General features: G+C 39.4%; 23 protein-coding genes. 3 read left to right on the forward strand and 20 right to left on the reverse strand.

The annotated features are described in order from the left end of the window. Positions 1-197: 197 nt before the first annotated feature. The 6 genes from ACSZOX_RS01570 to ACSZOX_RS01595 all read right to left on the reverse strand — a co-directional run bounded on the left by ACSZOX_RS01570 (position 198) and on the right by ACSZOX_RS01595 (position 7,088). Positions 198-947, reverse strand: a complete 750-nt coding sequence (locus tag ACSZOX_RS01570; protein ID WP_437917986.1) for a dienelactone hydrolase family protein — start codon at positions 945-947, stop codon at positions 198-200. A gap of 111 nt (positions 948-1,058) precedes the next feature. Continuing rightward, positions 1,059-1,346 carry a transcriptional repressor gene (locus ACSZOX_RS01575; protein WP_437917987.1) on the reverse strand — a complete coding sequence of 96 codons (288 nt, stop codon included), beginning with the start codon at positions 1,344-1,346 and terminating at the stop codon, positions 1,059-1,061. 233 nt (positions 1,347-1,579) lie between these two features. Then, positions 1,580-1,894 (reverse strand): DUF6686 family protein, encoded by a 315-nt coding sequence (locus ACSZOX_RS01580; RefSeq protein WP_437917988.1) that lies wholly within the window; start codon positions 1,892-1,894, stop codon positions 1,580-1,582. Positions 1,895-2,234: 340 nt separating this feature from the next. Next, positions 2,235-3,251, reverse strand: coding sequence for a YncE family protein (locus ACSZOX_RS01585; RefSeq protein ID WP_437917989.1), 1,017 nt, complete (start codon positions 3,249-3,251; stop codon positions 2,235-2,237). Positions 3,252-3,348: 97 nt separating this feature from the next. Then, entirely contained in the window at positions 3,349-4,587 is a 1,239-nt protein-coding gene (locus ACSZOX_RS01590) for a DUF4374 domain-containing protein (protein ID WP_437917990.1), read from the reverse strand. Positions 4,588-4,595: 8 nt separating this feature from the next. Then, the gene (locus ACSZOX_RS01595) at positions 4,596-7,088 is read right to left on the reverse strand and encodes a TonB-dependent receptor (protein WP_437917991.1); all 2,493 of its coding nucleotides are present in this window, start codon (positions 7,086-7,088) and stop codon (positions 4,596-4,598) included. A gap of 109 nt (positions 7,089-7,197) precedes the next feature. On the opposite strand from ACSZOX_RS01595, the gene ACSZOX_RS01600 reads away from it, so the two are divergent. Continuing rightward, complete coding sequence (locus ACSZOX_RS01600) at positions 7,198-8,277, forward strand: helix-turn-helix transcriptional regulator (protein ID WP_437917992.1); 1,080 nt, start codon at positions 7,198-7,200, stop codon at positions 8,275-8,277. Between the two features lie 92 nt (positions 8,278-8,369). On the opposite strand, the gene ACSZOX_RS01605 is transcribed toward ACSZOX_RS01600, so the two are convergent. From ACSZOX_RS01605 to ACSZOX_RS01640, 8 genes are all read right to left on the reverse strand, one after another. Further along, a complete protein-coding gene (locus tag ACSZOX_RS01605; RefSeq protein WP_437917993.1) occupies positions 8,370-8,798 on the reverse strand; it encodes a hypothetical protein in 429 nt (142 codons plus the stop codon). Between the two features lie 429 nt (positions 8,799-9,227). Next, positions 9,228-9,866: a hypothetical protein gene (locus ACSZOX_RS01610; RefSeq protein WP_437917994.1), complete on the reverse strand. Its 639-nt coding sequence runs from the start codon at positions 9,864-9,866 to the stop codon at positions 9,228-9,230. Further along, on the reverse strand, positions 9,785-10,171 hold the full coding sequence (locus tag ACSZOX_RS01615; RefSeq protein ID WP_437917995.1) for a hypothetical protein: 387 nt from the start codon (positions 10,169-10,171) through the stop codon (positions 9,785-9,787). Before ACSZOX_RS01615 ends, ACSZOX_RS01610 begins: the two co-directional genes overlap by 82 nt. A 93-nt stretch (positions 10,172-10,264) precedes the next feature. After that, complete coding sequence (locus ACSZOX_RS01620; RefSeq protein WP_437917996.1) at positions 10,265-10,897, reverse strand: fibronectin type III domain-containing protein; 633 nt, start codon at positions 10,895-10,897, stop codon at positions 10,265-10,267. A gap of 211 nt (positions 10,898-11,108) precedes the next feature. After that, the gene (locus ACSZOX_RS01625; RefSeq protein ID WP_437917997.1) at positions 11,109-11,672 is read right to left on the reverse strand and encodes a hypothetical protein; all 564 of its coding nucleotides are present in this window, start codon (positions 11,670-11,672) and stop codon (positions 11,109-11,111) included. 65 nt (positions 11,673-11,737) lie between these two features. Then, on the reverse strand, positions 11,738-12,070 hold the full coding sequence (locus tag ACSZOX_RS01630; RefSeq protein ID WP_437917998.1) for a helix-turn-helix domain-containing protein: 333 nt from the start codon (positions 12,068-12,070) through the stop codon (positions 11,738-11,740). A 150-nt stretch (positions 12,071-12,220) separates the two neighbouring features. Continuing rightward, positions 12,221-13,012: a LytR/AlgR family response regulator transcription factor gene (locus tag ACSZOX_RS01635; protein ID WP_437917999.1), complete on the reverse strand. Its 792-nt coding sequence runs from the start codon at positions 13,010-13,012 to the stop codon at positions 12,221-12,223. After that, a complete protein-coding gene (locus ACSZOX_RS01640; RefSeq protein WP_437918000.1) occupies positions 13,002-14,066 on the reverse strand; it encodes a hypothetical protein in 1,065 nt (354 codons plus the stop codon). The genes ACSZOX_RS01635 and ACSZOX_RS01640 overlap by 11 nt, the downstream gene beginning before the upstream one ends. Before the next feature lie 459 nt (positions 14,067-14,525). On the opposite strand from ACSZOX_RS01640, the gene ACSZOX_RS01645 reads away from it, so the two are divergent. Further along, positions 14,526-14,708: a hypothetical protein gene (locus tag ACSZOX_RS01645; RefSeq protein ID WP_437918001.1), complete on the forward strand. Its 183-nt coding sequence runs from the start codon at positions 14,526-14,528 to the stop codon at positions 14,706-14,708. Positions 14,709-14,874: 166 nt separating this feature from the next. Here the strand turns inward: ACSZOX_RS01645 and ACSZOX_RS01650 are convergent, their stop codons facing one another. From ACSZOX_RS01650 to ACSZOX_RS01660, 3 genes are all read right to left on the reverse strand, one after another. Continuing rightward, positions 14,875-15,312, reverse strand: a complete 438-nt coding sequence (locus tag ACSZOX_RS01650) for a MoaF-related domain-containing protein (RefSeq protein WP_437918002.1) — start codon at positions 15,310-15,312, stop codon at positions 14,875-14,877. Positions 15,313-15,323: 11 nt separating this feature from the next. Continuing rightward, positions 15,324-16,514, reverse strand: coding sequence for a multidrug effflux MFS transporter (locus tag ACSZOX_RS01655; protein ID WP_437918003.1), 1,191 nt, complete (start codon positions 16,512-16,514; stop codon positions 15,324-15,326). 348 nt (positions 16,515-16,862) lie between these two features. Then, entirely contained in the window at positions 16,863-17,681 is an 819-nt protein-coding gene (locus tag ACSZOX_RS01660; RefSeq protein WP_437918004.1) for a helix-turn-helix domain-containing protein, read from the reverse strand. Positions 17,682-17,939: 258 nt separating this feature from the next. Here ACSZOX_RS01660 and ACSZOX_RS01665 point away from each other — a divergent pair, with 258 nt between their 5' ends. Continuing rightward, a complete protein-coding gene (locus ACSZOX_RS01665) occupies positions 17,940-19,055 on the forward strand; it encodes a dipeptidase (RefSeq protein WP_437918005.1) in 1,116 nt (371 codons plus the stop codon). 178 nt (positions 19,056-19,233) lie between these two features. Here the strand turns inward: ACSZOX_RS01665 and ACSZOX_RS01670 are convergent, their stop codons facing one another. The 3 genes from ACSZOX_RS01670 to ACSZOX_RS01680 are packed head-to-tail and all read right to left on the reverse strand — an operon-like array spanning position 19,234 to position 23,216. Beyond that, on the reverse strand, positions 19,234-20,823 hold the full coding sequence (locus ACSZOX_RS01670) for an MFS transporter (protein WP_437918006.1): 1,590 nt from the start codon (positions 20,821-20,823) through the stop codon (positions 19,234-19,236). Between the two features lie 2 nt (positions 20,824-20,825). Beyond that, entirely contained in the window at positions 20,826-21,872 is a 1,047-nt protein-coding gene (locus ACSZOX_RS01675) for an HlyD family secretion protein (RefSeq protein ID WP_437918007.1), read from the reverse strand. A gap of 9 nt (positions 21,873-21,881) precedes the next feature. After that, the gene (locus tag ACSZOX_RS01680; RefSeq protein WP_437918008.1) at positions 21,882-23,216 is read right to left on the reverse strand and encodes a TolC family protein; all 1,335 of its coding nucleotides are present in this window, start codon (positions 23,214-23,216) and stop codon (positions 21,882-21,884) included. Positions 23,217-23,359: the final 143 nt, after the last annotated feature.

The raw sequence follows: 23,359 nt of genomic DNA on the forward strand, positions 1-23,359 counted from the left end.
TATCTACATGATAAATATCATTTTCCATACTGAACAAGAGGCCCCTATTTCAAGCTCATTTTGGTCTGCCCTCTAGCAGTTCCCGTAAAATTAACAAACGATAGCGGTACAGATCATGCTAGAGGTACATACATAAAAGCGAAAATGCACATGAGTACATTCTCGCTTTATCCTTTCTAAGTATAAGAATTAAAAAATTAGCGCAAGACCTCCTTTAAAAACAATAAGGTATGTTGCCACGCGCGTTTAGCCATTAACTCATTATATTCAGGCGATTTAGGATCTGTGAAAGTATGACCCGAATTTGCATAGGTAATAATTTGCCAATCTGCCTTTCCTTCATTCATTTCCTGAATTAACCCTTGCAATACTTCCGGAGTAACCCCTTTATCCTCTGCCGGGTTTTCCACCAAAACCTTCGTCGTTATGACATTATTGGGTCTACCGACATCCTTTGCCAAACCACCATGGATAGACACGACTCCTTGAACAGGGAAACCAGCACGGGCAACTTCCAAGGCGCCAGTTCCACCAAAACAGTATCCGATTACAGCCAGTTTTTGAGGAACTGCGCCTGCTTTCTTAAGCTCTTCCAACGCTAGCGCTATCCGGTGTTGATAAGCCTTATAATCGGTCTTATATTTTCCTGCAATCTTCCCGGCACTGACGTTATCACTAGGAATGTTTCCTTCGCCATAGATGTCTGCAACAAAAGCAATATAGCCTTCCTTCTGTAATGCAAGCGCAGCATCTTTTGCTTCCTGATCAATTCCTTTCCAAGCAGGCAAGATCAGTACACCCGGCAATTTTTGTCCCGAATTGCTAGTCAACAATCCCTTTAGCTTCTGTGTACCATCCTCATAATCTACAGTTTTTAGTTCCTGAGCAGATAGCGTTATAGTCATCAGTATAAACGCCAATAAAGGCAACATTTTTCTATATTCCATTGTTACATATTTAATTTAAACAAATAACGATTAATTTTTGAAAGTGTTTCACGTTATTCAGCATTAATTCGAAGCAGGTTTGATAAAATTTTATTTTTCCTGTCGCAACAGCTACCCTTTCAAAGACCGACATTGTTCTTCCACACCTTCAGGTAAATAATAAGACACTGCTCTTCCCTCCCGTTTAGTCCGTTTCAATATACCGTATTCGCTCATTACACGCAGTACGTTATAGGTCGTAGCCCAAGATATTTTATGTACAGCGCGAAGATCCAACCAAAACTTTTCGACATCCATGATGGCACGCATTCTACAAACCTCTTCCACAATCACGATTCGGTTCTCACTAATTGTAATTCCCTTCTCGCGCATCAATTCTATGACTTGTTCTTTGCACATACATATTATTTTACACTATCTATTTTGGAATCAGGGTCTATTTGGAAAAAGAGAGACCCATTCAAGCATATAGCGAAGCTAACGGTTTCTTTAATTATGGAATAGCGAAAAACAGGAAAGTTATTCGCGATATTGAGAATATATAATATTAGGATTTAGGAGGTCAACGGATCATAAACCCAAGGTCGTTGAAACAAAATTTAAAAGTAACCGATTAAAATTCTGAAAAAGGCTTAAGACTTATCAAGTAAAGAATACACTTCCTTCATATAATAGGCCTCGTCGAGCGCATCTACTAAAGACAATATTTCAACATGCTCAAATGAGAAGGTTATTCCGGAATAGGGAGTGCGAAGGATGATGCGGCGAGTGCCATCAGGAAATTGAATCAACAAACTCTCAACCAGTAGTTGTTTCGTCATTCTTCGAAAAGCACAAAATTCGGCCAAAGAAAAATTCAACATCAAGTTTTTGAAAGATAAGTGCACAAGATCATGCCCTTCCCGAATACTTATAAATCCTGATTCATTTGATGTTAATATCTTCAACTTACAATGGTTTATGCACTTTTTGACACGACTAAGGCCAGATTACTTTTGCGCCTGTCTTACCTGCACACCCTTTTGTATGCAGGTAAGCAGGACTTAATACCATAAGTTCCACACCTATATTGAGACAAAGATAAATCTTATTTAGAAAGATTATAAATAATAATTTCGTTATTACTATTTTATGACAAATGCCCTATTTGTTGATCTTTTTGGAAGACTATTGAAAATAAGCTTAATTTCAATAGTCTTAATCTCTACGGGCAAAACTCATCTTCTGAAAAAGAAAAAGGGAGGCACGTAAGCCTCCCTTTTTCTTCATCCATAAATTTAACATCGTTTACAAGCTAATCAACGAAATAATATCACCATTCGGATCATTTGAAGGCTTTGGCTTTTCGCCTTGCTTAGGACGACCAGCACCTTGCGCTTTGTTAGACACGTAAGCATTTCCCTTCCCATCTACAACCACGGTATTAGGCAATGACCCCACTTCCACGGTATTGACAACAGTGTAATCCGCCGCATTTATGACTGTAACGGTATTCGCACCCCGGTTTGCAACAAACACACGATCATTCGCCGGACTATACGTAATACCAAGCGCTCCAGTACCTGCCGGTATTGTTTTTAGGATTGTTCCCTTATCCGCATCTAAAACGGTAACCGTTCCTTCCCCTTGATGTGACACAAACAAGTGATTGCGTTTCGCATCTAAAGCTAAGTTGATTGCTTTTTCAGCACCGGTCTCAAAACTATCGATCACTGCATTCTTTTTGAGATCGTAAAATACCACTTTTCCTTTACTGATTGTATATAGGCGATCTTTTGCAGGATCAATCGTCAGACCTGTGGCTCCTTTAATATCATTTAACATTCCGATGAAACTATTGGTTTTACCGTCAATAGCCCAAACACCACCCTGCACATCAGAAGCGTAAATTTTGTTATTTTTCTCGTCGATGACAGCCTCACGTGTATGGCCTTTTTCAGCTCCATTTTTTACATCCGCCAGCACTTTCTTCAATTTCAAATCGATAGCAAGCACAGAGCCACCACGTGTGGAAGTCCCATACAAGGTCTGCGTAGCAGTATTGATCCCAAGCCCAAAAGCAGAGGTTTCCAACATGATGCTATCTTTCACCTGTAGTGTATTCGCATCCAATTGGTAAATCGTGGGCTTCTCCGAATTACCACGCGTAGTAGTCACGTATACTGAATTGTTCTTACTGTTATAAACCAATTCATAGACCCCGTCACCTATTTTCGATGATTTTCTTACGGTCTGGGCCTTATTTACTTGTATTGTTCCGATAACCAATGTACAAGTAAGTGCTATTTTTAATATGTTTTTCATTATTGCTAAAATTTAAGTTTTAACTGATATCCATTCGCCAGAATACCAGATTTTTACTACTTGAATAAAGTAAATAGAAACGATTACAAGCTAAAAATTAGTCAGCTACAAAAGTCCCTGAATCTATTCCTGATACACCTGTTACCTTTAATCCTTTGACAGCTGTAGCCGTCTCAGGATCCAATACATAAAAACGAGACTCAGATGCTGTCGTAACTGGCATATACATTTTACCATTGTAGGCATACGGCCATTTCATTCCTAAATCAACAATATCTCCTTTATCAGGTACGCCCTGTAACCATGTCAATTTCTTTTCAGACATATCTAAAACAGCAAATTGCGATGCCGCGGCAGTATTACCTGGGACACCTGTTGCATTATAAAATTCTACTAAAAATTTATCATCCTTAATCAACCAAATTTTACGAAAATGATAACCACCAGAGGCCGTTTCAATATCCCAGTAGTAGTCCGCGTCAAATCCAGTAGCACCTTTTTTGATTAATAAAGCGCCAGCTTTCTTATCTCCTGTATAAGCTCCGGAGAAAACATAAACACTGCCATCTTCTGCATTACCGATTTGAGCATAACGAGCTGAACGGTATCGTCCTCCAGAAACTTCTAAACGATCGTCTTCGTATAATGCTTCTACCGCTAACGTAGTCCCATTAACCTTTGCAATAACAGCTTTATTTACACCCGAAAACTCTAAGCTTGTATAGAAAGAACCATCTCCCGCGTCTACAACTCCAATTAAAGAAGCTTCTTGCCCTTCATATCCAGCTATCGTAGTTGTAACCATTGATTTGGATTCCGCTCCCCCACTACTCATATTTATCCGATTGACAATTGCTCCTTTTGCATCATTGTTATTTGCATCTTTAATAGTTTGCCCACTACGAACAGCGTATATTACATTGCCAAAAGAACCTGCTGTAGAGAAACCAGACGAAATCACAAATTCATCCCCAATACTCGTCGCACGACCATCTTCAGCTATTGTGAAACGAGCTCCATAATGTGCATTTCCAGAACCATATTTCAAGCTCACAAACCCATCAGTACCATTCGAGACAAAATGTGTGAAGGTCATACTGTACTCATAGCCATTGTTATTCGTAGGGCTTATTTCAGCATTTGCATCTTCTAGATCATCCGTTACCATAAAATATGTAGCATCTCCATTTGGCGCTGCTACTAGAAATTTCCCTTCCACCGGTGTTTCTGTTTCGGGTTCTACCTCCGTCACAGGATCATTGCTTTTACAACCAACAATAGCTAAAAGAGCAAGACTCAATACCCATGATCTTTTTTGTAAAAAATTTGTTTTCATATTTATCCTTATTTACTGTTATTTTTTCTTTTTATAAAATAGTATCGCAACTTCACAGCGAAGCTTCTGCCTGGTTTTTGTAAGCTGAAATTGTCATACAGAAAAGCATTTTCTAGGTTACGCGCTTCAAAGGAGATATTGTATTTTCCGTTCTTCAACATATAAGTCGCTGAAAAATCACTGTACATTTGCCTCGGGATAACATCTTTAGAGTCAAGATATCCTAGATTAGGTGCATTTAAATACATTTTTTCAACGAAGTTGAACGTATAGTTGAGATTTAGTGTATTTCCATCTCCGAATAAATTATGCAAATAATAAGACGCATCTGCATTTCCGAAAAAGTAGGGTTGGTTTGGCATTCTTTCACCATAGGAGAGGTTTGGATTGGTTGACACACCTGGATTTGCATAAGGCTCCTTGTCGCGGATATTCATGTAAGTCACCGTAGTGCCTATTGTTGCTTTATTTTTATAATATAATCGAGCTTCGATATCAGTCCCCAAATTGGTCACGCGCCCATGGTTCGAATTAACAAATGCTGTAGCTTGTCCTTCTTTTGTACTAAATGTGCTTAACGATTTTTGAATAAAATCATAGGTATTTCTATAATAACCCGACCAATCCACATACAGGGTATATACTGAATTAAATTCCTTATTAAGCGTTAAACCAATATTATAGTTATTGGACTCTTCAGGCTTTAACGTAAGATTGCCTACTTCCAAAAGCTCATCACCGAATAACTCCTGATCAGTGGGTAAGCGATAAGCTTTTTCAGCAGAGGCCTTTATTTGGACATCCTTGAAAAAATAGGTCGTTGCTATACCGTATCCTATCTTACTATTTTTCTCTTCTCTTCTGGTAACCACACTTTCCTCTTCCTGTGGACCTGTTCCTTTATTAAGATAATGCTTTGCAAAAATATTGGTATTCCATTTCCGTTTAAATGTATAGCGATATTCTAATCCCATCGTATTCTTTAAACTTGTTCGCGTCATGCTATCAGCCGCTGTCGGCAGTTCGATTTCCGATAAATCAGGTTTTCGTTCATACCCAGAAATAATATCATTAAAGGAAACAGAGTGACTTTGGCTAATACGATATCCTATATTTGCAGTTGCGGAGGAATTAGAAGTTGAATAATTAGAAAGAACATTATTTCCTGCCTCGCCTCTCTTAAGACCTTCAACAACTTGTCCTGCCCAATTATATCGATTATAGGTCGTGTCAACAGAACCACTCTCCTGGTAATTATAATTTCCATTAATTCTTACACTCAATCCCTTTACAAGAAGATCTCTTTTATTATAAGTAAAGGAAGGAAGCACCGATTTACTATAAGCAGTGCGCTCCCCATAAGCAAACGCCATATCAGCTCCATTTTGTACATCTTTATGTACCTGTCCCAAAGTAATACCAAATAACATACGATCTGCCCAACTTTTACCTACTATTCCTAATTGGGCAATTAATGTCTCATTCCTATATTTATCGTGAAAGCGTTCCGACCATATTTTAGGTTCTCTAACACGGATGGCATCTTTCACCGTTGGCGTTCCCCCTCCCCAACCGTCATCATCAGTGCTAGCCTCCGGATAATAAAAATATCCTGTCTTAACCTTATAATTGTTGTCAGAATAATTTTGAAATGCTGTCAATTGTAGCGAAATACCAGAATTGAAGGTATGATTGAAACTGAGATTTGTCTTGTGCGTATTGAAAGAGCCGTAAGAATACGAAGCGTCCACAGTTGTATTTGCAGTCTGATTAGTGACAATATTAATCACCCCCCCTAACGCATCTGCACCAAATTCAATAGGTACAACACCCTTATAAATTTCAATACGATCGGCAACATTTACTGGAATATTGTTTAGCTGAAAAGCTGACCCAAATCCCTGCATAGGCACCCCATCCATAAACACTCTAATGTTCCGTCCAGTAAATCCATTTATCGTAATAGACATATCCGAACCAACACCGCCTGTTTCTCGAATCTTAACCCCCGATGCTCTGTCTAGTAAATGGGCCAAATCTAGCGTAGAATTATACTGAGATTTCGCATCAAGTGCAACAACATTAAAAGGCGTTTCCCTTACTTCCTGGATCGCCGATTTCCCATCCACTACGACCTGATCGATTGTCGTACTGGGGTCTATTTTCAATATAAATTGCTGGTGTTTATTCTCTCCCTTACCTAAACTAACTTTTTTCTTCTCTGCGATGTAACCAACCGCCGAACTGATTATTTCATATTCGCCTGATCCAACGACTAAGATATAATGCCCCTCTTTATCCACTTCTGTGCTATAGGCGGTATTCGGGATATAAACCGTCGCATTGGCGATAGCCTTGCCGTTACTGTCCCGAACAAACCCTATAAGTTTGGCCTGATCTCTATGTTGTGCAGTGAGCTGCAAGCTCCACAGTATCGCAATACAGAGGATCAGCACATTTTTTATCCGAGGATTTTTAAGTCCGTAATAATTTGAATACATTTAAAAACAGTAATTGATATTTAGATTAATTATAAACAACTTTGCAAAAGTATTCGGTTTAACCTAGATGAATTAGCGATTATTAGGACAAAAAATAACGAAATAAGGTATGCATATTTACTCGAAAATTGTGGAACTTGATCAGGAATTGGGGAATCTGATTATAGACGATAGTTATACAGAAGAAGCTCCTATAGAAACCAAAAGCCATCGTTTCGAAAATGAGAGTTTGCTGGTCGAAGCGGAAACTTTGTATACAGCCGGTTTACATATCGTCGAATCACACATCAAGACAAAATCTGCTTTTAGTAATAAATGGTTTACCAACGGTCCACACATCCGCTTTTTCTTTTACCTCAAAGGCAACTCAATGGTAAAGAATGGAGCTGGCAATCAAACGTACGATCACGACATTGGTATGCTGCAACGTAACTTTTTGGATTCCAATGGTGGAGGTGGTACCGCCCTGTTAAAAGCAGATGACGAAGTGCACCATATTATCGTGAAAATGTCCCGTGATTTTTATCTCCAACTGCTCGCCAACGAAAGCTGGATTGGTGAAGACGCTTTTCACGATTATATCGTAGAAGGCATTCCGGAAAACCGACCTAACGAAACGTTGTATATGGACTTAAAAATGTTACGTATTCTGCAAGATATTCTAAGCAGTAGTGATATACAACATCATCGCTTTCATTTCCTTAAGCTTAAGCTTCGCGAACTTCTTTTCAGCATTCATCAGCTCACCCATTTCGGTCCTGCTGCGCAGGTGTCCACGACTTCCCCTTCTTATTTGGATATGATGGAAAAAGTGCGGGGATACCTCATTTTACATTTAGATAACCCACCCAATCTACCCCAACTTGCCAAGAAGTTTGCCCTAAATGAAAAAAAGTTAAAGCAAGATTTTAAACTAGCTTATGGCAAAACCATTTATGCATTTGTAATTCAAGAGCGTATGGAGAAGGCTAAAAAGTTACTTTTTGAAAATTACAACGTAAATGAGTTAGCCACACTTTTGGGCTACCAAAGTGTATCCCACTTCATTAAAGTCTTCAAATCTTACCATGGTCACACCCCAAAAGAAGCCTTGCTTCACTTCAAAGCCATAGCCGCACGTAGTGTCAAAGGCATACAGATTATTGCTTCATCTTCTTTTCTCATCGACTGTTGTATGAATATTCTTTAGAATTCACCACTAGAACCGAAACCTATTTGCATCTCTGGTAGGCAGCGAAAAATACTCCTCGTCCCTTTGTCTAGGACTATATTACGCCGTTCTTATTTTGTAGATCTTTTGAAAAACCAAAATATCGCTGTAAGAGCAACGAGCGTAGCTAATATATACCAATTATTAATGTCGACAATTTTACGTGAAGCAACTGTCTTGTATGTATTTTCAATTTTCAAATCGTTCGTTGAATCGAGAATTTCCAATTCAACTGCCGAAGCTCTTGCTCCCTTCTCCCGTATCCATAAATAACCTGAATTTGCTCGCAAACCGCTATCGGCATGATAGGTAAATGATGTATCTGTCCAGAAATACAAATAACGATCTAGACTATCTTTTTCTTCCCATTGATAAAAGTATTGATGGCTTTTGCTTTCTTCGGTTAATCCATAGCTTCCGCTCTCCTGCTGTACTTTTTCTTTATACGTACGGCAGGAGGATAATAGTATGATTATTAGTGTTATTGTGATTGTTTTCATAATTTTTTTTGTTATGTAATGCTTTTGCTCTAGCAAAGGGCAAAAGCATTACTTTTTTTAATAAAGTTGTGCCCCTCAAGCCGGGGCAAGCTTTCTTTTTGTCCTTTGCCAGGACAGGGCATTACTTTTTTCTTCATAAAGTGGTTGCCCCTCGAGCCGGGGCAGGCTTCTTTTTTGTCCTCTATGGGCGGACTGCCCAGTTCTTTTTCCCGAAAAAAGAACCAAAACCTCGTCGCTGGAAACCTTTGCAGGATAAGTCTGTGCTAAGGCAAACTTCTACATATTGCAAAGCTTTCAAGGCGACATTGATTGTTAAGGATTTGTAGTGCAATTGTTCTTTCTTCTCAACTTTACGAATTCACGACTTTACAATCAAGTAACCTTGTAACTCTTCTATCACTCTGTAACTAATATCCTCGTAACTAATACTTACAACTTTACTACCCAATCTGATAATGCGTATACTGTTGCTAAATGCCGGCGTTTGGATTGTACTTGGTTGTTGACGTTGCCTTCGATGCTGATGATGTACTTGTCGGTTGTGGTTTTGATGAGGCCGACGTGGTTGATTCGCTTGGCGCTGCTGCTGTAGATGCCGAAGAGATCGGCCGGCTTTGGCAGCGATTCAGCACATCCCGATCTGCTTGTGCAATAGGATCGCGCTGCGGGAAAGAGTGCCGGGCTCCAGGGGTTCTTTGGTTGGCTGAGACCGGCTTGTGCGTAAGTCCAACAGATGAAAGCCGCACACCATGCGTGGCCTTTGCCAAGCCCGGTATAGCGGAGGTACTCTTCTACCCGATCGCCATCGTTGTTGCCGGTTTTCTCTTTTACGCCTAGTTCCTGCTCGGCAAGGACAACGATACGTTGGCGGAGATCAGGTATCGGCTCATCAACCGATACCACAACCACCGTATCTATCAAAACATTGGCCTGTTCCCCTTCGAACTGCAAAACGTTTTCTGCATCGAGCATGTCGCCTTCGTTACTTAGAAAACGATGGCCAAAGCCCACAAACAGGCAAATACCGATAAGAAGAACACCGAAAAATAAAGAATAGCCTGTTGCCATGATGTCAATTGATTAAAGTGGTAATTAAATTCGTTGCGGAAAGTCTTGAAGGGCTGCCAAAGGATTTCCTGCAACCATAGGCTACAGAAAATAGCAGTGATGCCCAACAATAGGCCCAAAGCAAAAACCGATAGGATACCGATATCCAGAACGCCGGCGGTAGGATCCACAAACTGTAAGACCGTACCCGTAAAGAAGAATACCCCGATCAGCAGTAGCAAAGCGATACCGACCTTATGTTTTCCTGATAATTCCAAGGCTATATCCTCGATAAGCCAGGTTGTATGTGCTGTTAATGTGTTCATATTAAATTTTATTTAGAAATTAGTGGCTGACGGAACCAAACCTCCCTGTTCAAAAAGGAAATGGAACAGGTATCGCCAGCCACTGTAGATTCATTACCGTACGATCATCGATGCAGATTCGCTCCAATCTCCAGTTCCCTTCGAATTCCTTGCCCTAACCCGTACATGGTATCTCCGTGCAGGAACCAATGAAGACACGATATTGCCACGGGAGCTCGTCGTCAGAAAACTATCTTCCCAGGTTACGATTCCCGAATCATCCAACACCTGTCCCAACTCGTACTCGTAATCCCAGATATCCTTTTGTGAAGTAAAATCCACACGCATCTGACCGCTCAATGGGCCATCTTTCAACATGATGCGGGCCACGACGATCGGTTCGTTCTTACTCCCCGGCTGTTTGGCCAGTATCAGTGCCGAACTCGTCAATGCAGCCAAATTTCCATTGGCCGTAGTATTGACATAATGTGCCAGCACAGTAAGGCCATTCAGCAGGTTATCCCGGCTTTCACGTTTGAGCCGTTTGTCCAGTACACTTCCTCCACGGATAGATGTCTCCTGTTTCAGTCTGTAATCTTCTGTCAGTGCCGTAAGCTCAGCGACTGTGGGATTGGGGGTTGTAAAATTTGCATTGTCCGTCATGGCGGTTACAATCTTGCCAGCCAGCACAGCCAGTTCATCGTGATTCAATTTGCCGTAATTGGTCACTACTTTCTCTTTTCGCATAATACTATGATTTATTTCTGTTAAACTTTTTTCGACTCCAAAAACGTGATCTCTTTGAACACGTCATCCTATAATAAGGAAGAGGAGGAGCCCTTGACCTATCTGCGTTTGTTTCCATACCCAAAAGTGGAGCTTGGACAGAAAAAATCAGAAAATTCGGCCAAGATCGGCCGAGATCAGACCGCCAGCGGTCAAGACCGGTCAACTAGCGTTAAAAAGCAACTGTCATTGAACCAATACCAGTTGGTATCACACAAAAGACAACTGTCATTGAACCAATGCCAATTGCTATCACAACAATGACAACTGTCATTAAACAAATACCAATTGCTATCACAACAATGACAACTGTCATTGAACCAATACCAATTGCTATCACAACAATGACAACTGTCATTGAACAAATACCGGTTGCTATCGCAACAAAGACAACTGTCATTGAACAAATACCAGTTGCTATCACAACAATGACAACTGTCATTGAACCAATACCAGTTGCTATCACAACAATGACAACTGTCATTGAACCAATGCCAATTGCTATCACAACAATGACAATTGGCATTGAACAAATACCAATTGCTATCACAACAAAGACAATTGGCATCAAACCAATACCTGTTGCTATCACGACAATGACAACTGTCATTGAAGCAATGCGAGTTGCTATCACAACAATGACAACTGTCATTGAACAAATACCAGTTGCTATCGCAACAACGACAACTGTCATTGAACCAACACCAATTGGTATCACAACAAAAGCAATTGTCATTGAAGCAATGCGAGTTGCTATCGCTACAAAAGCAACCGCTTTAGAGCTGCAAAAAAAACAAAAAATTATACCTTTCCCTTCGGTACGCTATACCATTTACGGACCAATTTCAGTTCACTCAGGCGAAAGCGCACACTTCTCCCCTTTTTGATATCGGTGATGTGACCTGTCTTGCGAAGTTCGGACAACGTAGAGCGGGCTATACCGAGAAATCCACAGGCATCATCGATATTGAGCAGTTCTTCGTCCTCAGCCACATCGCCCAGCGACAGCCCGCTACTTTTGCCATACGTCAAAGGGTCTACAGCCTCCAATGGCTTTGGCGGATCCGTCATCTGCAACCTTAATACACTAAGGTGCCCTTCGATCAGCGTTAGCTGCAAAAGGATTGCTTCCATAAAGTGTAGGGCATCAGGTTTCATAACAGACCATAATTTTGAACAATAGCAAACCTGGCAATAGCAAAAAAGGGCTACGCTATTACCTAAAGCCTGAGCGGTAAAAGAGAACATCAATAAGCAAAGTAACAGCTTCGTATCAGCTCCACTCTAACACAGTTTTCCACGAATAGGATTCGACTCCAGCCATCGATCGAAAGAAGGGTAAACCCCTCTATCCTGCTTCTTGATATCTACCTTTGTCAGGCCAAGCAAAATAATCTTTTTGCCTTCGATCCTATCGAAATACAAAAGCGATATCGCAAAACTGCGGTGGACCTTCATAAAAGTTCCCGGAGGAAACCGTTTCAGAACATCACTGAACAATCCGTTAATCGCATAACATTCATTATCATTTACCCATACCAGAGTCTGTTTTCCATTTGCTTCAAGACATCGGATTTCTTTGTAGCAGATCCTTTTGATTCGTACACCCCGATCGGAATAGAGAAAAAAATAATCCTCCTCAACAGTCAGCCGCAATAACCCTCTTTCTAGAAAACGTTGTTTCACACGTACAAGCGCTTTCGAAATCCTTTCGTAATCGACCGGTTTTACCATGTAATCTATCACGCCATGTTCGTAACAATCCGCGGCATAGTTCCGGTGCGCAGTAAAGGCAACCACCTGTACGTCTCTCAGACTCCGGTTGGACTGCTGAACCAACTTCAGCTGGGACAGAAACCTGAGGCCTGACAGGCGGGGCATATCCATATCCAGAATAATGATATCGACTTCTAACTTATACAGTTCTTTTATCGCGAATTGGGCATCTGTACCCGCATACACCACTTCGACATCCTGAGTCGACATCAGTTCGTTCTTCATATAGGTCACATGGTCCGGCTCATCGTCGATCACCATAGCCCGCATCTTTCTAAATTCTTCGTAGTTATAGATCATAAGCTATTAATTTGTTTTTCAGATTTATCGGGATAATCAGCTCCAGAACAAACCGATCTTCCTGTTCAAAATATCTCAGGGTATAAGTATCCCTATATTTTTCCTTCAATAATCTCTTTAGGCTACGTAAGCCTGTCTTCCCCTCCCCAAATGTCCATACCGAAGCATCTGCAATCAGGTTCTCCGTGTGTATCTTTAAACAATCGCCTTCCGGACGCAGTACAAAACGAGCTCCTGTACAGTCTCCTGCAAAATCACCATGCTTGCACATATTTTTATAGAGTGACACCAGCACGAATGGGAATATATCGATCTGCGGTATACTCTCGGGAAGCTCGATCCCTATAGTACACTTCCAATAAATCTTTGACATCAAACGCAGGTGATCTATCTCTTCTTCCAATGGGCATACTGATAGATCATCTGCCAAACTCCATTGCGCAACACGGGCCGAAAGCTTGGTATAGCTAACCGAAACTTCCGTGGGGTTCGGACAGGCTGCGCTATTGCAGACCACGTTCTGAGCTATATTCCCGACAAGATGGTTCAGCCATTCCCGCAGACCTTTCTGAAATTTCTCTTTTTTCCGTTTGAGCCTCTTTTTCCTCATGCGACGCACACCTGAACTTACCAGATTGATGATGAGCTCGGCCAGCACCAATAGCACACCTTTTATCGCGAAGTTGAAGTAGAAAGCAAAAAAATCGATCAGGTATTCATAAAAACGATGGGCGGACGGATCCTTTACGAGAATTCGTGTCAGAGAGTTTGGAAATACATAGAGATGGATATAGGCCGGAACCATCAGCAGTACAAAACAAGCGAGCCAAGATAGCAATCTACGCCGATGGATTCCACGGGTTAGCGTTACCTTAAATAAATATCGGTTCAGGTAGGTTATACCGACCATAACAGGTATCAAGTATATGACCAACCCGAGATGCTGCCAGCCATAGCGTACAACGTTGATAACTGCAATCACTACGATATAAGTAGAACATATCAACAAATGGATCCAGAACGGAAAAGGTTTCAATAACTTCGTCTGTAACATAGGTTCAAAAAAATGGAGTGCATAGCCACCCTTACGATCCCCACGCACAATAATCCGCCACTATAATACTCCTGGTTAGTTAAAATATATTTCCAAGCAATCTTAAATATAAAAACAAGTATTCAAAAAATAAAACATCCTTTAGCAATTATGAAAAAAATGTGATTTTTTCATAACAGATATCACAACATTTCACTTGTTTTCTCCCGGTAACCTCCCTTTGGGAATTTTCCGGATGCCATATTAACATCCAAAAGCGAATATGAAAATTAATACAAACAAAAGCGAAAAAAGGAGCAGATAGCTTTCCCAGCGCCCCTAGAATGCGAAATCAAGATCTACTAATAACTTTTACTCCCTTACAATCAGGTATTCATTCCCTTACAAAGACAATTCATTCCGATTTTCGTCACTTAGCCCATTTTTTAGTAACATGATAACACAAAAGGAACCAATAAGATGAAGAAAACATTCCATAGCGACCTAGCATTAAACGCCGCCCCCTTAGGAAACAGTGCGGTCGAGAAATGGACATCGACCACGAAGATAGGCTATATTGAAAAAGAGGCTCTCAAACTGCGGGAAGGAATCTTCGAGAGCCATTACGTACTGCCCCTAGCGTTACAACCTGCAATGTTATAAAACACAGCACATCTAAATAAGTAACAGTTATAAAGACATCCATATCATCTACCTGCTCGCACCAGCACATCCATTGCACAGCACAGCAGGCAGTAAAAAGACTGTATTCTACATTACGCCCCTATGAAAGGCACTTCTTTTTTAAATTTTGTCATATACTTGAAGTCTATTTAATAAATTCAAACATTCCTTCTGCGAAATCTGCTGTTCTACCTCCTCGTTCACTATTTTCATCGCCATAGCTCAGATAAGCTGTTACCTTATTCGTTTTTAAATCGATAACCTGACTCACGGTAAAACCATCGGCTTCTATCCAGTTTAAGAAAAACTGATGATTATTGATTTGCTTGTAGCTCACCTTTTCAGTACCTTCTATTTTGCTGCCATCTGCAGTTGCCTGACTCCAATGAAGTGTGTTTTCGTCAATATATTCCACTTCTGCTCTTAATTTGGGGTAGGTTAAGACGGCTTTTTTACCGATCAACACATAGGTTTGCGTATTAGTTTCTGTTATCTTGGTTGAGGAAGATTGTTTGTTGTATGTGCAAGAAGATGCTATTGATAATAGTGCAATAGCACCAATTGCTGATTTTGAGATTTTCATTTTATTAAACTTTAAACGTTTGACGTATTTTTTGTGATTAATAACGGTATGATTACCAATGCGGATAATAAGAAAGCCAATCCAATACCAAAAACTGTTCCATCCGAGAGTTTTCCAAAGAACATAGTCATCAGAAAAGCAATTCCTAGTTGTATAGAACCGAATAAAGAGGATGCCGAACCACTACTGTTTCCTGAAAAAGGAGTCATCGCTATATCAGTGGTTGTCGGGAAAAGTATACCCATTGGAAAAATATAAAAAAACAGCACGACTAGTAATATCGGGATTGATAGTCCCGCTTCCGACAGGATGATAAATATGAATGCAAATACGCACATCATAGCAGAAGCAAAAGAAACAATTTTCTTTGATGCGAACTTCTTCTGTAATGCGGAAGTTAAGTAAGCACTAAACATCATTCCCAAAGCATTCAAGGCAAATATTACACTAAAAATATCGCCCGACAAACCTGCTTTTTTCATAATCAGGAAAGGTGCATTGCCAATATAAATCATCAATGCTCCATTTAAAACACCTGCAATCAGGGTGTAGATCAAAAATTGCCTGTTTTTTAAGACGGCTAGATAGTTAACAACCACATTCTTTCGTTCGGATTGCATAGCATTCTTTTTGACAAGAGTTTCGGGGAGATAAAACAAACTCGCTAATATTCCGATCACACCAAAAATAGTCATGGCTTCAAAGGTAAATTCCCAACCGCCAATTTTGATTAACTGATTACCAATAATTGGAGCGATAATTGGAGCAACGCCCATAATAAGAGCAAGGATAGCAAAAATACTCAGCGTTTGACTTTTGCCAAAATAGTCTGTCACCACTGCACGGGCAATTACGATCCCTCCACATCCTCCAATAGCCTGAATAAAACGCATTGTCCATAACTGCTCAATACTGTGTACATAAACACATCCTAGGGAAGCAATCGTGAAAATAAGTAGCGATATAATAAGCGGTTTTTTACGACCGTATCGGTCAGCCAATGGCCCCCAGATCAATTGTCCGATGGCAAATCCACCCAAAAAGGTGGATAATGATAACTGTACCTGTGCTTCCGTTGTTTGAAAATAATCAGCAATCTGGACGAAGGCAGGTAAAAATAAATCAATGCTCAACGGTTCTAGAGCGGTTAAAAAAGCAAGAATCAATACGATGATAATCTGTTTTTTATTTAAATATTTCATTAATAATTACAAATAAATCTTAGGATACAAAAGTACCTTGACAAATCCGATTGTTATTACACAAAGTGGCGGAAGTGTAGAACATTTGAAGTCTTATTAATTAATATTAGTAGCCTATTTAGTACTTACGTTAAGTAAAATAAGTCTTGCTGTGAGTATCAATTAAGACAAAGAAATTGAAGAAGCCATTGCTGCCGGCAGAAACCATCAGTATGGATGAAATTGGCAGAGCAATAAATGAATGATTAACCTTGCATTTACTATTGAAAAGCTATGGTATAAAATAAACTTGAGTTGAAACAAGAATCTTTAATATCCGTTAGTAAAATTCTTGAAGACTTTTTTATACTAACTATTTGCTGTATGTTTTCTTTTGAATTCTTCAGGTGTAAAACCTGTCTTGCTTTTAAATAAACGGGAAAAATAAGCAGGAGAGTTAAAACCTAACTCATAAGCTATCTCTTTCATCGAGAGATGTTGAATTCCCATATATCGTTTGGCGGCGATAACAAGCCGGTTTATGATGTGTTGTTTGACCGTTTGACCTGTAAATTCGACCATCAGTTCATTAATCCTTCTTTTACTTAAATGAACTTCATTAGCATAAAAATCTACTTCTATTTCCGATTTAAAGTGCTTATTAATAAGCTGTAGAATAGTCAGCACTTTGTCCTTGTGCTTGCTTCTAAGGGTCTTATTTGGTTTTAAATGAATGATAAATGCCTGCATATATACCTCTAGTAATTCACGTCTTCGTAATCCTGAATACTCTTTTTCGATCAGGCTTATCAGTTGGAGGAGTGTCTGCGAAGTTTCTTGATCCAATGTTTCTTTCAGAAAATAGGGGAATATCATCAAGTCCGTTTTTAGAAAAAAGAGCGATTCAAAGAAGTCAATAGCAATTGGTAATAAAAATCCTTTTTTTGCTCCAACGTCCATTGTGTGCACCTGATGTGGCGAAAGAATGAAAACATCATTCTTTTGGATAGCGTATTGCTCAAAATCGATGGAATGTGTGCTATCATGTTCCACATCTGTAAACCAAAGGATTTCATAAAAATTATGACGGTGAAAATCTCTAAATCCACTTTCATCTGCGGATTCAATTCTTTCTAGCAAGAAGAACTCATCAGGTTCAAGATGATGTATGGGTATTAGCTGTTTCATTTATTTAAAATTTTATTAGTAGTAAACTTCAGTTAAGTTAAACTTTCTTCTATTCATAAACTTATAAAATCTATAAAACAAAAGATTTGAAGGGTCTATAGCGAGTAGACAAATAACGAATATTAGGACAAAAGATAGCGAAATTGGGGCCATACAGTTAATTCACAACAGAATTTAGGTTATTTACTTATTTTGTCAACATATAATTAAGCAGGTAGAACTTTTATCAAAAGTCTATAAAACTTCAAACATTAACATATGGACACGAAAGGTCTGTCTAGACGCAAATTTATAAATACAGCGGCATTTGCAGGAGCAGCAATACTTCTAAACCCAAGGCTATCACTAGGCCTATCAGCACAAGATGATAAAATAAAAAAGCTCATCGCCAAAGTAATTGGAATTGATACCCATAACCACATGGATATGCCTTTCAATCATGAAGAATTCAAACCTCAACATTATGATCTGGCAAATGAATTGGCGGTTTCCGGACTAACAACTTTCTGCATGACTTTCTGTGTTGATCGCCCTAAACTTACCCATGAAGGTGAAGCTTATGAACGTTTTTTATTAACTCTTGACGAACAAGATCAGTTACTCGAAGCAGACAATCTTAAACGTGCTCTCCACTTTGCCGATCTAAAGAATGCGCGAAAGAAAAACAAACAAATTGTTATCCAAGCCGTCGAAGGAGCCCATTTTACGGAAGGGAAAATCGAGCGTATAAAAGTAGCTTATGATCGAGGATTACGGGTTTTCGGTTTAATGCACGATGAGCAATCCACGCCACCGGTTGGCGATATCTATACAGAAAAACCTCAATTTGGCGGCCTTACCCAATTGGGAACTGACATTATAAAGGAATGTAATCGCTTGGGTATCCTTGTCGATCTTGCACATTGTAATAACGAAGCCATTGACAGCGCGCTGGATCTGTCGACAAAACCTATGCTGATCTCCCATACGGGACTAAATACAAGATTAGGAACAAATGAACGGATGGCGAAAATGATGATGCCCCGACTAATCAGCAAGGAACAGGCTAAAAAGTTTGCGAACGCAGGCGGCGTTATCGGCGTATGGACTCACCTTGCTGATACCCCATTGGCATACGCTGAAAATATAAGGGCTTTGGTCGATGTAGTAGGTTCGGAGCACGTATGTATTGGTACGGATTCTAAGATGGCTATAGCAAGTAACAGCAATGATAAATTTGGAAAAAAAACAAATCAAAGCTGGGAGGATACCAACAAAGGTTTCCTCTATATAGTTGCAGAAGCGTTGCTAAAAAGCGGATTTAGTGAAAAAGAAATCTTGCAAATTGCCGGTGAAAATTTTTGTCGGATATTTAACAAAGCAACAGCTGTTTAACTGTATAGCATAACGAAAATTCTACATAGGTTCAAGGGACAAAACATATTTATAATCAACTAAACGGGTGCTGTCCATAGTATTTTTTCGGTAACACCCGTTTAGCTCCCATTACCTTATGTACAATATTTAGCCGACACCTCTTGACAAGAACTCTTAACAATCTATTAAAATAAACTTAAAAAGGAATGTTGCTTTTTCTTAATTTCAAAACAACACTTTGAATTTTAGGCAGTAGGAGTAAAATAACGATTACGAAAACCAAGCCGATCAACATCATGTCATAATAATCTCGGGTGGCACGAGCCAATATCTGTTGAGCTACTATTTTGTTCAAATAGCCTGTCGAAATCCCTTTCGCGGTATAGATATCATTACCTGCATTCCAATATTGATTTTGAATATCCCGTAAAGTAACTTGCAATTGCGGGTTGATTTCTGTTAGAGTTTCTCGAATCTTTTCCTTTACGGCCGATTTTGCAAATAGTTGAAGTTCGTTGCTCAATGCCAAACTAGCTGTAAAACCCGTGAATCTTGCTAAGATACCAATAAGTGAAGCATTTATCGCGATTTTAGGAGGTGCTGATGAAGCGGTAAATGAAACAATCGGAACAAATAATACACCTGTCGCCACCCCATAAATAAACATCGGTAAGATGAAATCCATTGTTTCTCCCTGTATAGACACAAATAGTATCATATAAACATAATATAACGCCATAATCACAAAACCAACAATAATAATCCGTATCAGATTATATCCCGTCAAGATAAAACGAGAGGTAATAAACATGCTCAATATTGTACCTGCAATTACGGCAATCCATATCGGAATAGTACTCAGCGGATCATTGCCCAAGATCACTTCAATATAGCCGTACGCAAGCCCCGTACTGCCTTTGAAGATGTAAAACGTAAAAAGCAATAATAAGCCAATGACAAAATTCTTTGCTTTGAAAATCTGCAAATCGATCAATGGCCGTTTCAGCTTTGATGCTCTAACAACGAAAAGTGAAAAAATAATCAGATTACCAATACTTAGCATAAGGATTAAAGGGCTGTAAAACCATCCCAACTGTCGTCCATATACAAGAATGTATCCTAATGTTAAGATAAATGACACATAAAATAGGTAGCCTACCCAATCTACCTGATAGAGAGGTAGCTTTTTGGTAAACCTTGCTTTACTACTCATCGTAAATAGCACGATAAATGCCAGGATGATGAGTATAATAGTAAAGCCGTAGAATAGCCAGTTAAAATTAAAAAAATGAATGACCACGCTGGTATAGATGGAGTAAAATGGCACGGCAATTTGTATACTCCCGTAAAGAAGGCTATAAGCAATCACACGAGCACGTACAGATTGCAATCTTGGGAAGATAAGTTGTAATACAATACCTGACATCAATGCACAGGTAATCCCTTGAAAAAACTGACAAATGACAAACAATGTCCAGTCTTTGCAATGAAAACAGATAACAGAACAGATAGCGTTGATAACGAGGGCTATCAGCAGATATTTTCTAGGAGCAAAATACTTTACAATACGAAAATCAAGCGCCAAGAATGCTACTGTTGAACCGTAGATAACAACCATACCATATTGTACATCGGTAGGTTGTATTCCATAGAACCCCATTGCGGCAATCGGGCTGCCGTAATAAGCAAAGCTGAATAGACAAGTCATCAGAATAGAAAATATGACAGATCTTGCTCCCCATTCGGATACCCATGATTTGAAAATTGGTATTTTATGTGCTTGCATCATTAATCTTTTAAAACATAAACATTCGCATTCATTCCAGCAGACAGTTTCGCCACTTTGTTGGACTTATCCGTAAATCGAATCCGAACAGGAATACGTTGGATGATTTTAACAAAATTGCCCGTAGCGTTATCAGGAGGAAGTAATGAGTACCGGGCTCCAGTGGTTGGCGAAAGTGATTCGATGACGCCATTGAATTTCTCATTCGGAAAAGCATCCACCTCTATGGATACCGCTTGTCCAATACTGAACTTACTGATCTGTGTTTCCTTAAAATTTGCCAATACCCATTTTTCCTCGGCTTTGTTTACCAAAAAAGCTAATGTTTGTCCTGCTTGGATCAGCTGCCCCTCTTGAATAGTCTTTTTACCAATTTGTCCATCAAAAGGCGCGGTGATAACGGTATATCGAATGTCCAGTTCCTGTCTTTGAAGAAGTGTTTCTTTGAGCTTTATTTCAGCCTGTATAGCATTGCGCTGGGCGCTGAAATCATTTAGTTTGGATTCAGCAACTTGTAAAGAGGCTTTTGTCTGCTCATAATCCGATTGCGTTATCGACAGCGAAGCGCTGACCTTGTCGAATTTTTGTTGCGTAGTAGATTCATCGGCAAGTAGATTTTTATAACGGTCAAATTCTTTTTGTTGTTGGTCCAGTCTTGCTTTAGCACCTGTCAATTGCGCCTTTATAACCCCAATACTTTTAAGCTGTGTTTCTTCGTTCACAGCTAAGATAGGCAATTTGGCATGTGCGCTCATGAGTTCTGCCGCCGCTGCATCTTTTTTTAATCCGTACTCATCCAATTCAATCAGCACAAGTGTATCTCCTTTTTTTACCTGTTGATTGTCTTTGTAGTATATACTACTGACATAGCCACCTACTTTTGCATTAATAGGTGACAAATAAGCATCGACCTGTGCATCATTGGTCTGTTCATAGCGATATCCGTTGAAGAAATAGGTTGCTCCCCAACCAATAAGCCCTAACAATAATGCAATTCCAGACCATGTGGTAAGGGTTATGATAATTTTATCTGTTTTATTCTTGTTCATGATATTTTATTAAAGAATTCCTATGATTGCCAGCAATCTGATATTCGTTAGTCTTACGTTTGTTTGTGCCGTTGTTAAATTAAATCTCGCTTCCAATAAGGTGTTTTCAGCTTCTAAAAGATCCGTCAGAAGCGATTCTTGATTTAGATAGCTACTTCTGATAACGCGGACTGTTTCGGTATTTTTTGCTATATTTTTTACCGCTGTTTCCACACTTTCCAATGCTTGCAGTTGCTGTAAGTAAGCTTCTTTGACCAGCAGGGAAATTTCATCCTTCTTCATCTCCGCTTTTTCCTTTGCCTCATTGCTGACAACCTGAGCGCGAGTTATTGAATGTTTACTCTTGTATAGATTGTCGATAGAAAACTGTACTTTAATGCCTGTTTGACCAAATCCCCACAGGTCATTCGAATAGGGGTAGAATGAAATCTGCGGATAGGTATAATTGTAATTGGAGAATAAGGAGATTTTGGGCAATAGGTTGGCTTTAATCTGTTGGATGTTTAATTCGCTCCATTTGATGTCGCTATTAACCATTTTATACTCGGGCGATTGATTTAGCGCAATGTCTATAAAGTCACTATAATCAGTCGCTACAGTGGTAGCTGGTTTAACTATTTCTTGATAATTGATCGTAAATTCATCTTCAGACTCACGCCCCATTAGGATGTTAAGTCTCTGCTTAACGATTTCAACCTTTTTCTCAATATCAGAAAGACTAAGTTCTAATTGTGATAATTTAACGGCAGCTCTCAGTACATCACTTTTTAACACAGTTCCATTTTTATGCAAGCTTTCTATCAATGCCAACTGCTTCTTTTCTGTATCAATTTCTGCATCAAGAAAATCATGGAAATGCAGGAACTTATATAAATCGAAATACGCAGCTGCTACATTATATTTTACGCTGTGCCTTTGCAGATCAACTTCATATTGTTTTCGTATTTCTTCTTCCTTCTTTATAACGACGTTTCTTCTGTCTTTACCGCCACTAAAGAGATTAAAATTTAAGACGTATCCCAGTCCATAGCCATATGCTTTTACAGGTACGTCTTGGGGAGCGGAAAATAATCCATTGTCATAAATCAGAAATTTGGTATTGAGTTTCGCATCCCCACCTATCAAAAGCTCTGGCAGCAACAAATCTTTTGCTTCGAGAACTTCTAACCTACTTTGCTGAAGATGTAGATCAGCTAGTTTTAATTGACGATTGTTCGCTTCGGCAACTTTCCATATCTCTTCTAAACTTAATATCGGCTTAGTTTGTATGTGCTGACAATAAATAGGCGGTGCAAATAGCAGCAAGAGTATACCCAAAATTGGGATGGTTCTATATCGTTTCATCAATTTTGGTTTATAAGTGAAAGATCTTTTTTAGGTGTCGTTAACCATTTCTTAAACAGATGCTTGTTACTGGAATTTTCGCCTTGAATTTCAAAACCTTGGCGATAAGATGTCTTTTTGTGTTTCATGATAATTTATTCGCA

It is taken from the genome of Sphingobacterium sp. LRF_L2 (assembly GCF_965644235.1).
GTDB lineage: Bacteria > Bacteroidota > Bacteroidia > Sphingobacteriales > Sphingobacteriaceae > Sphingobacterium.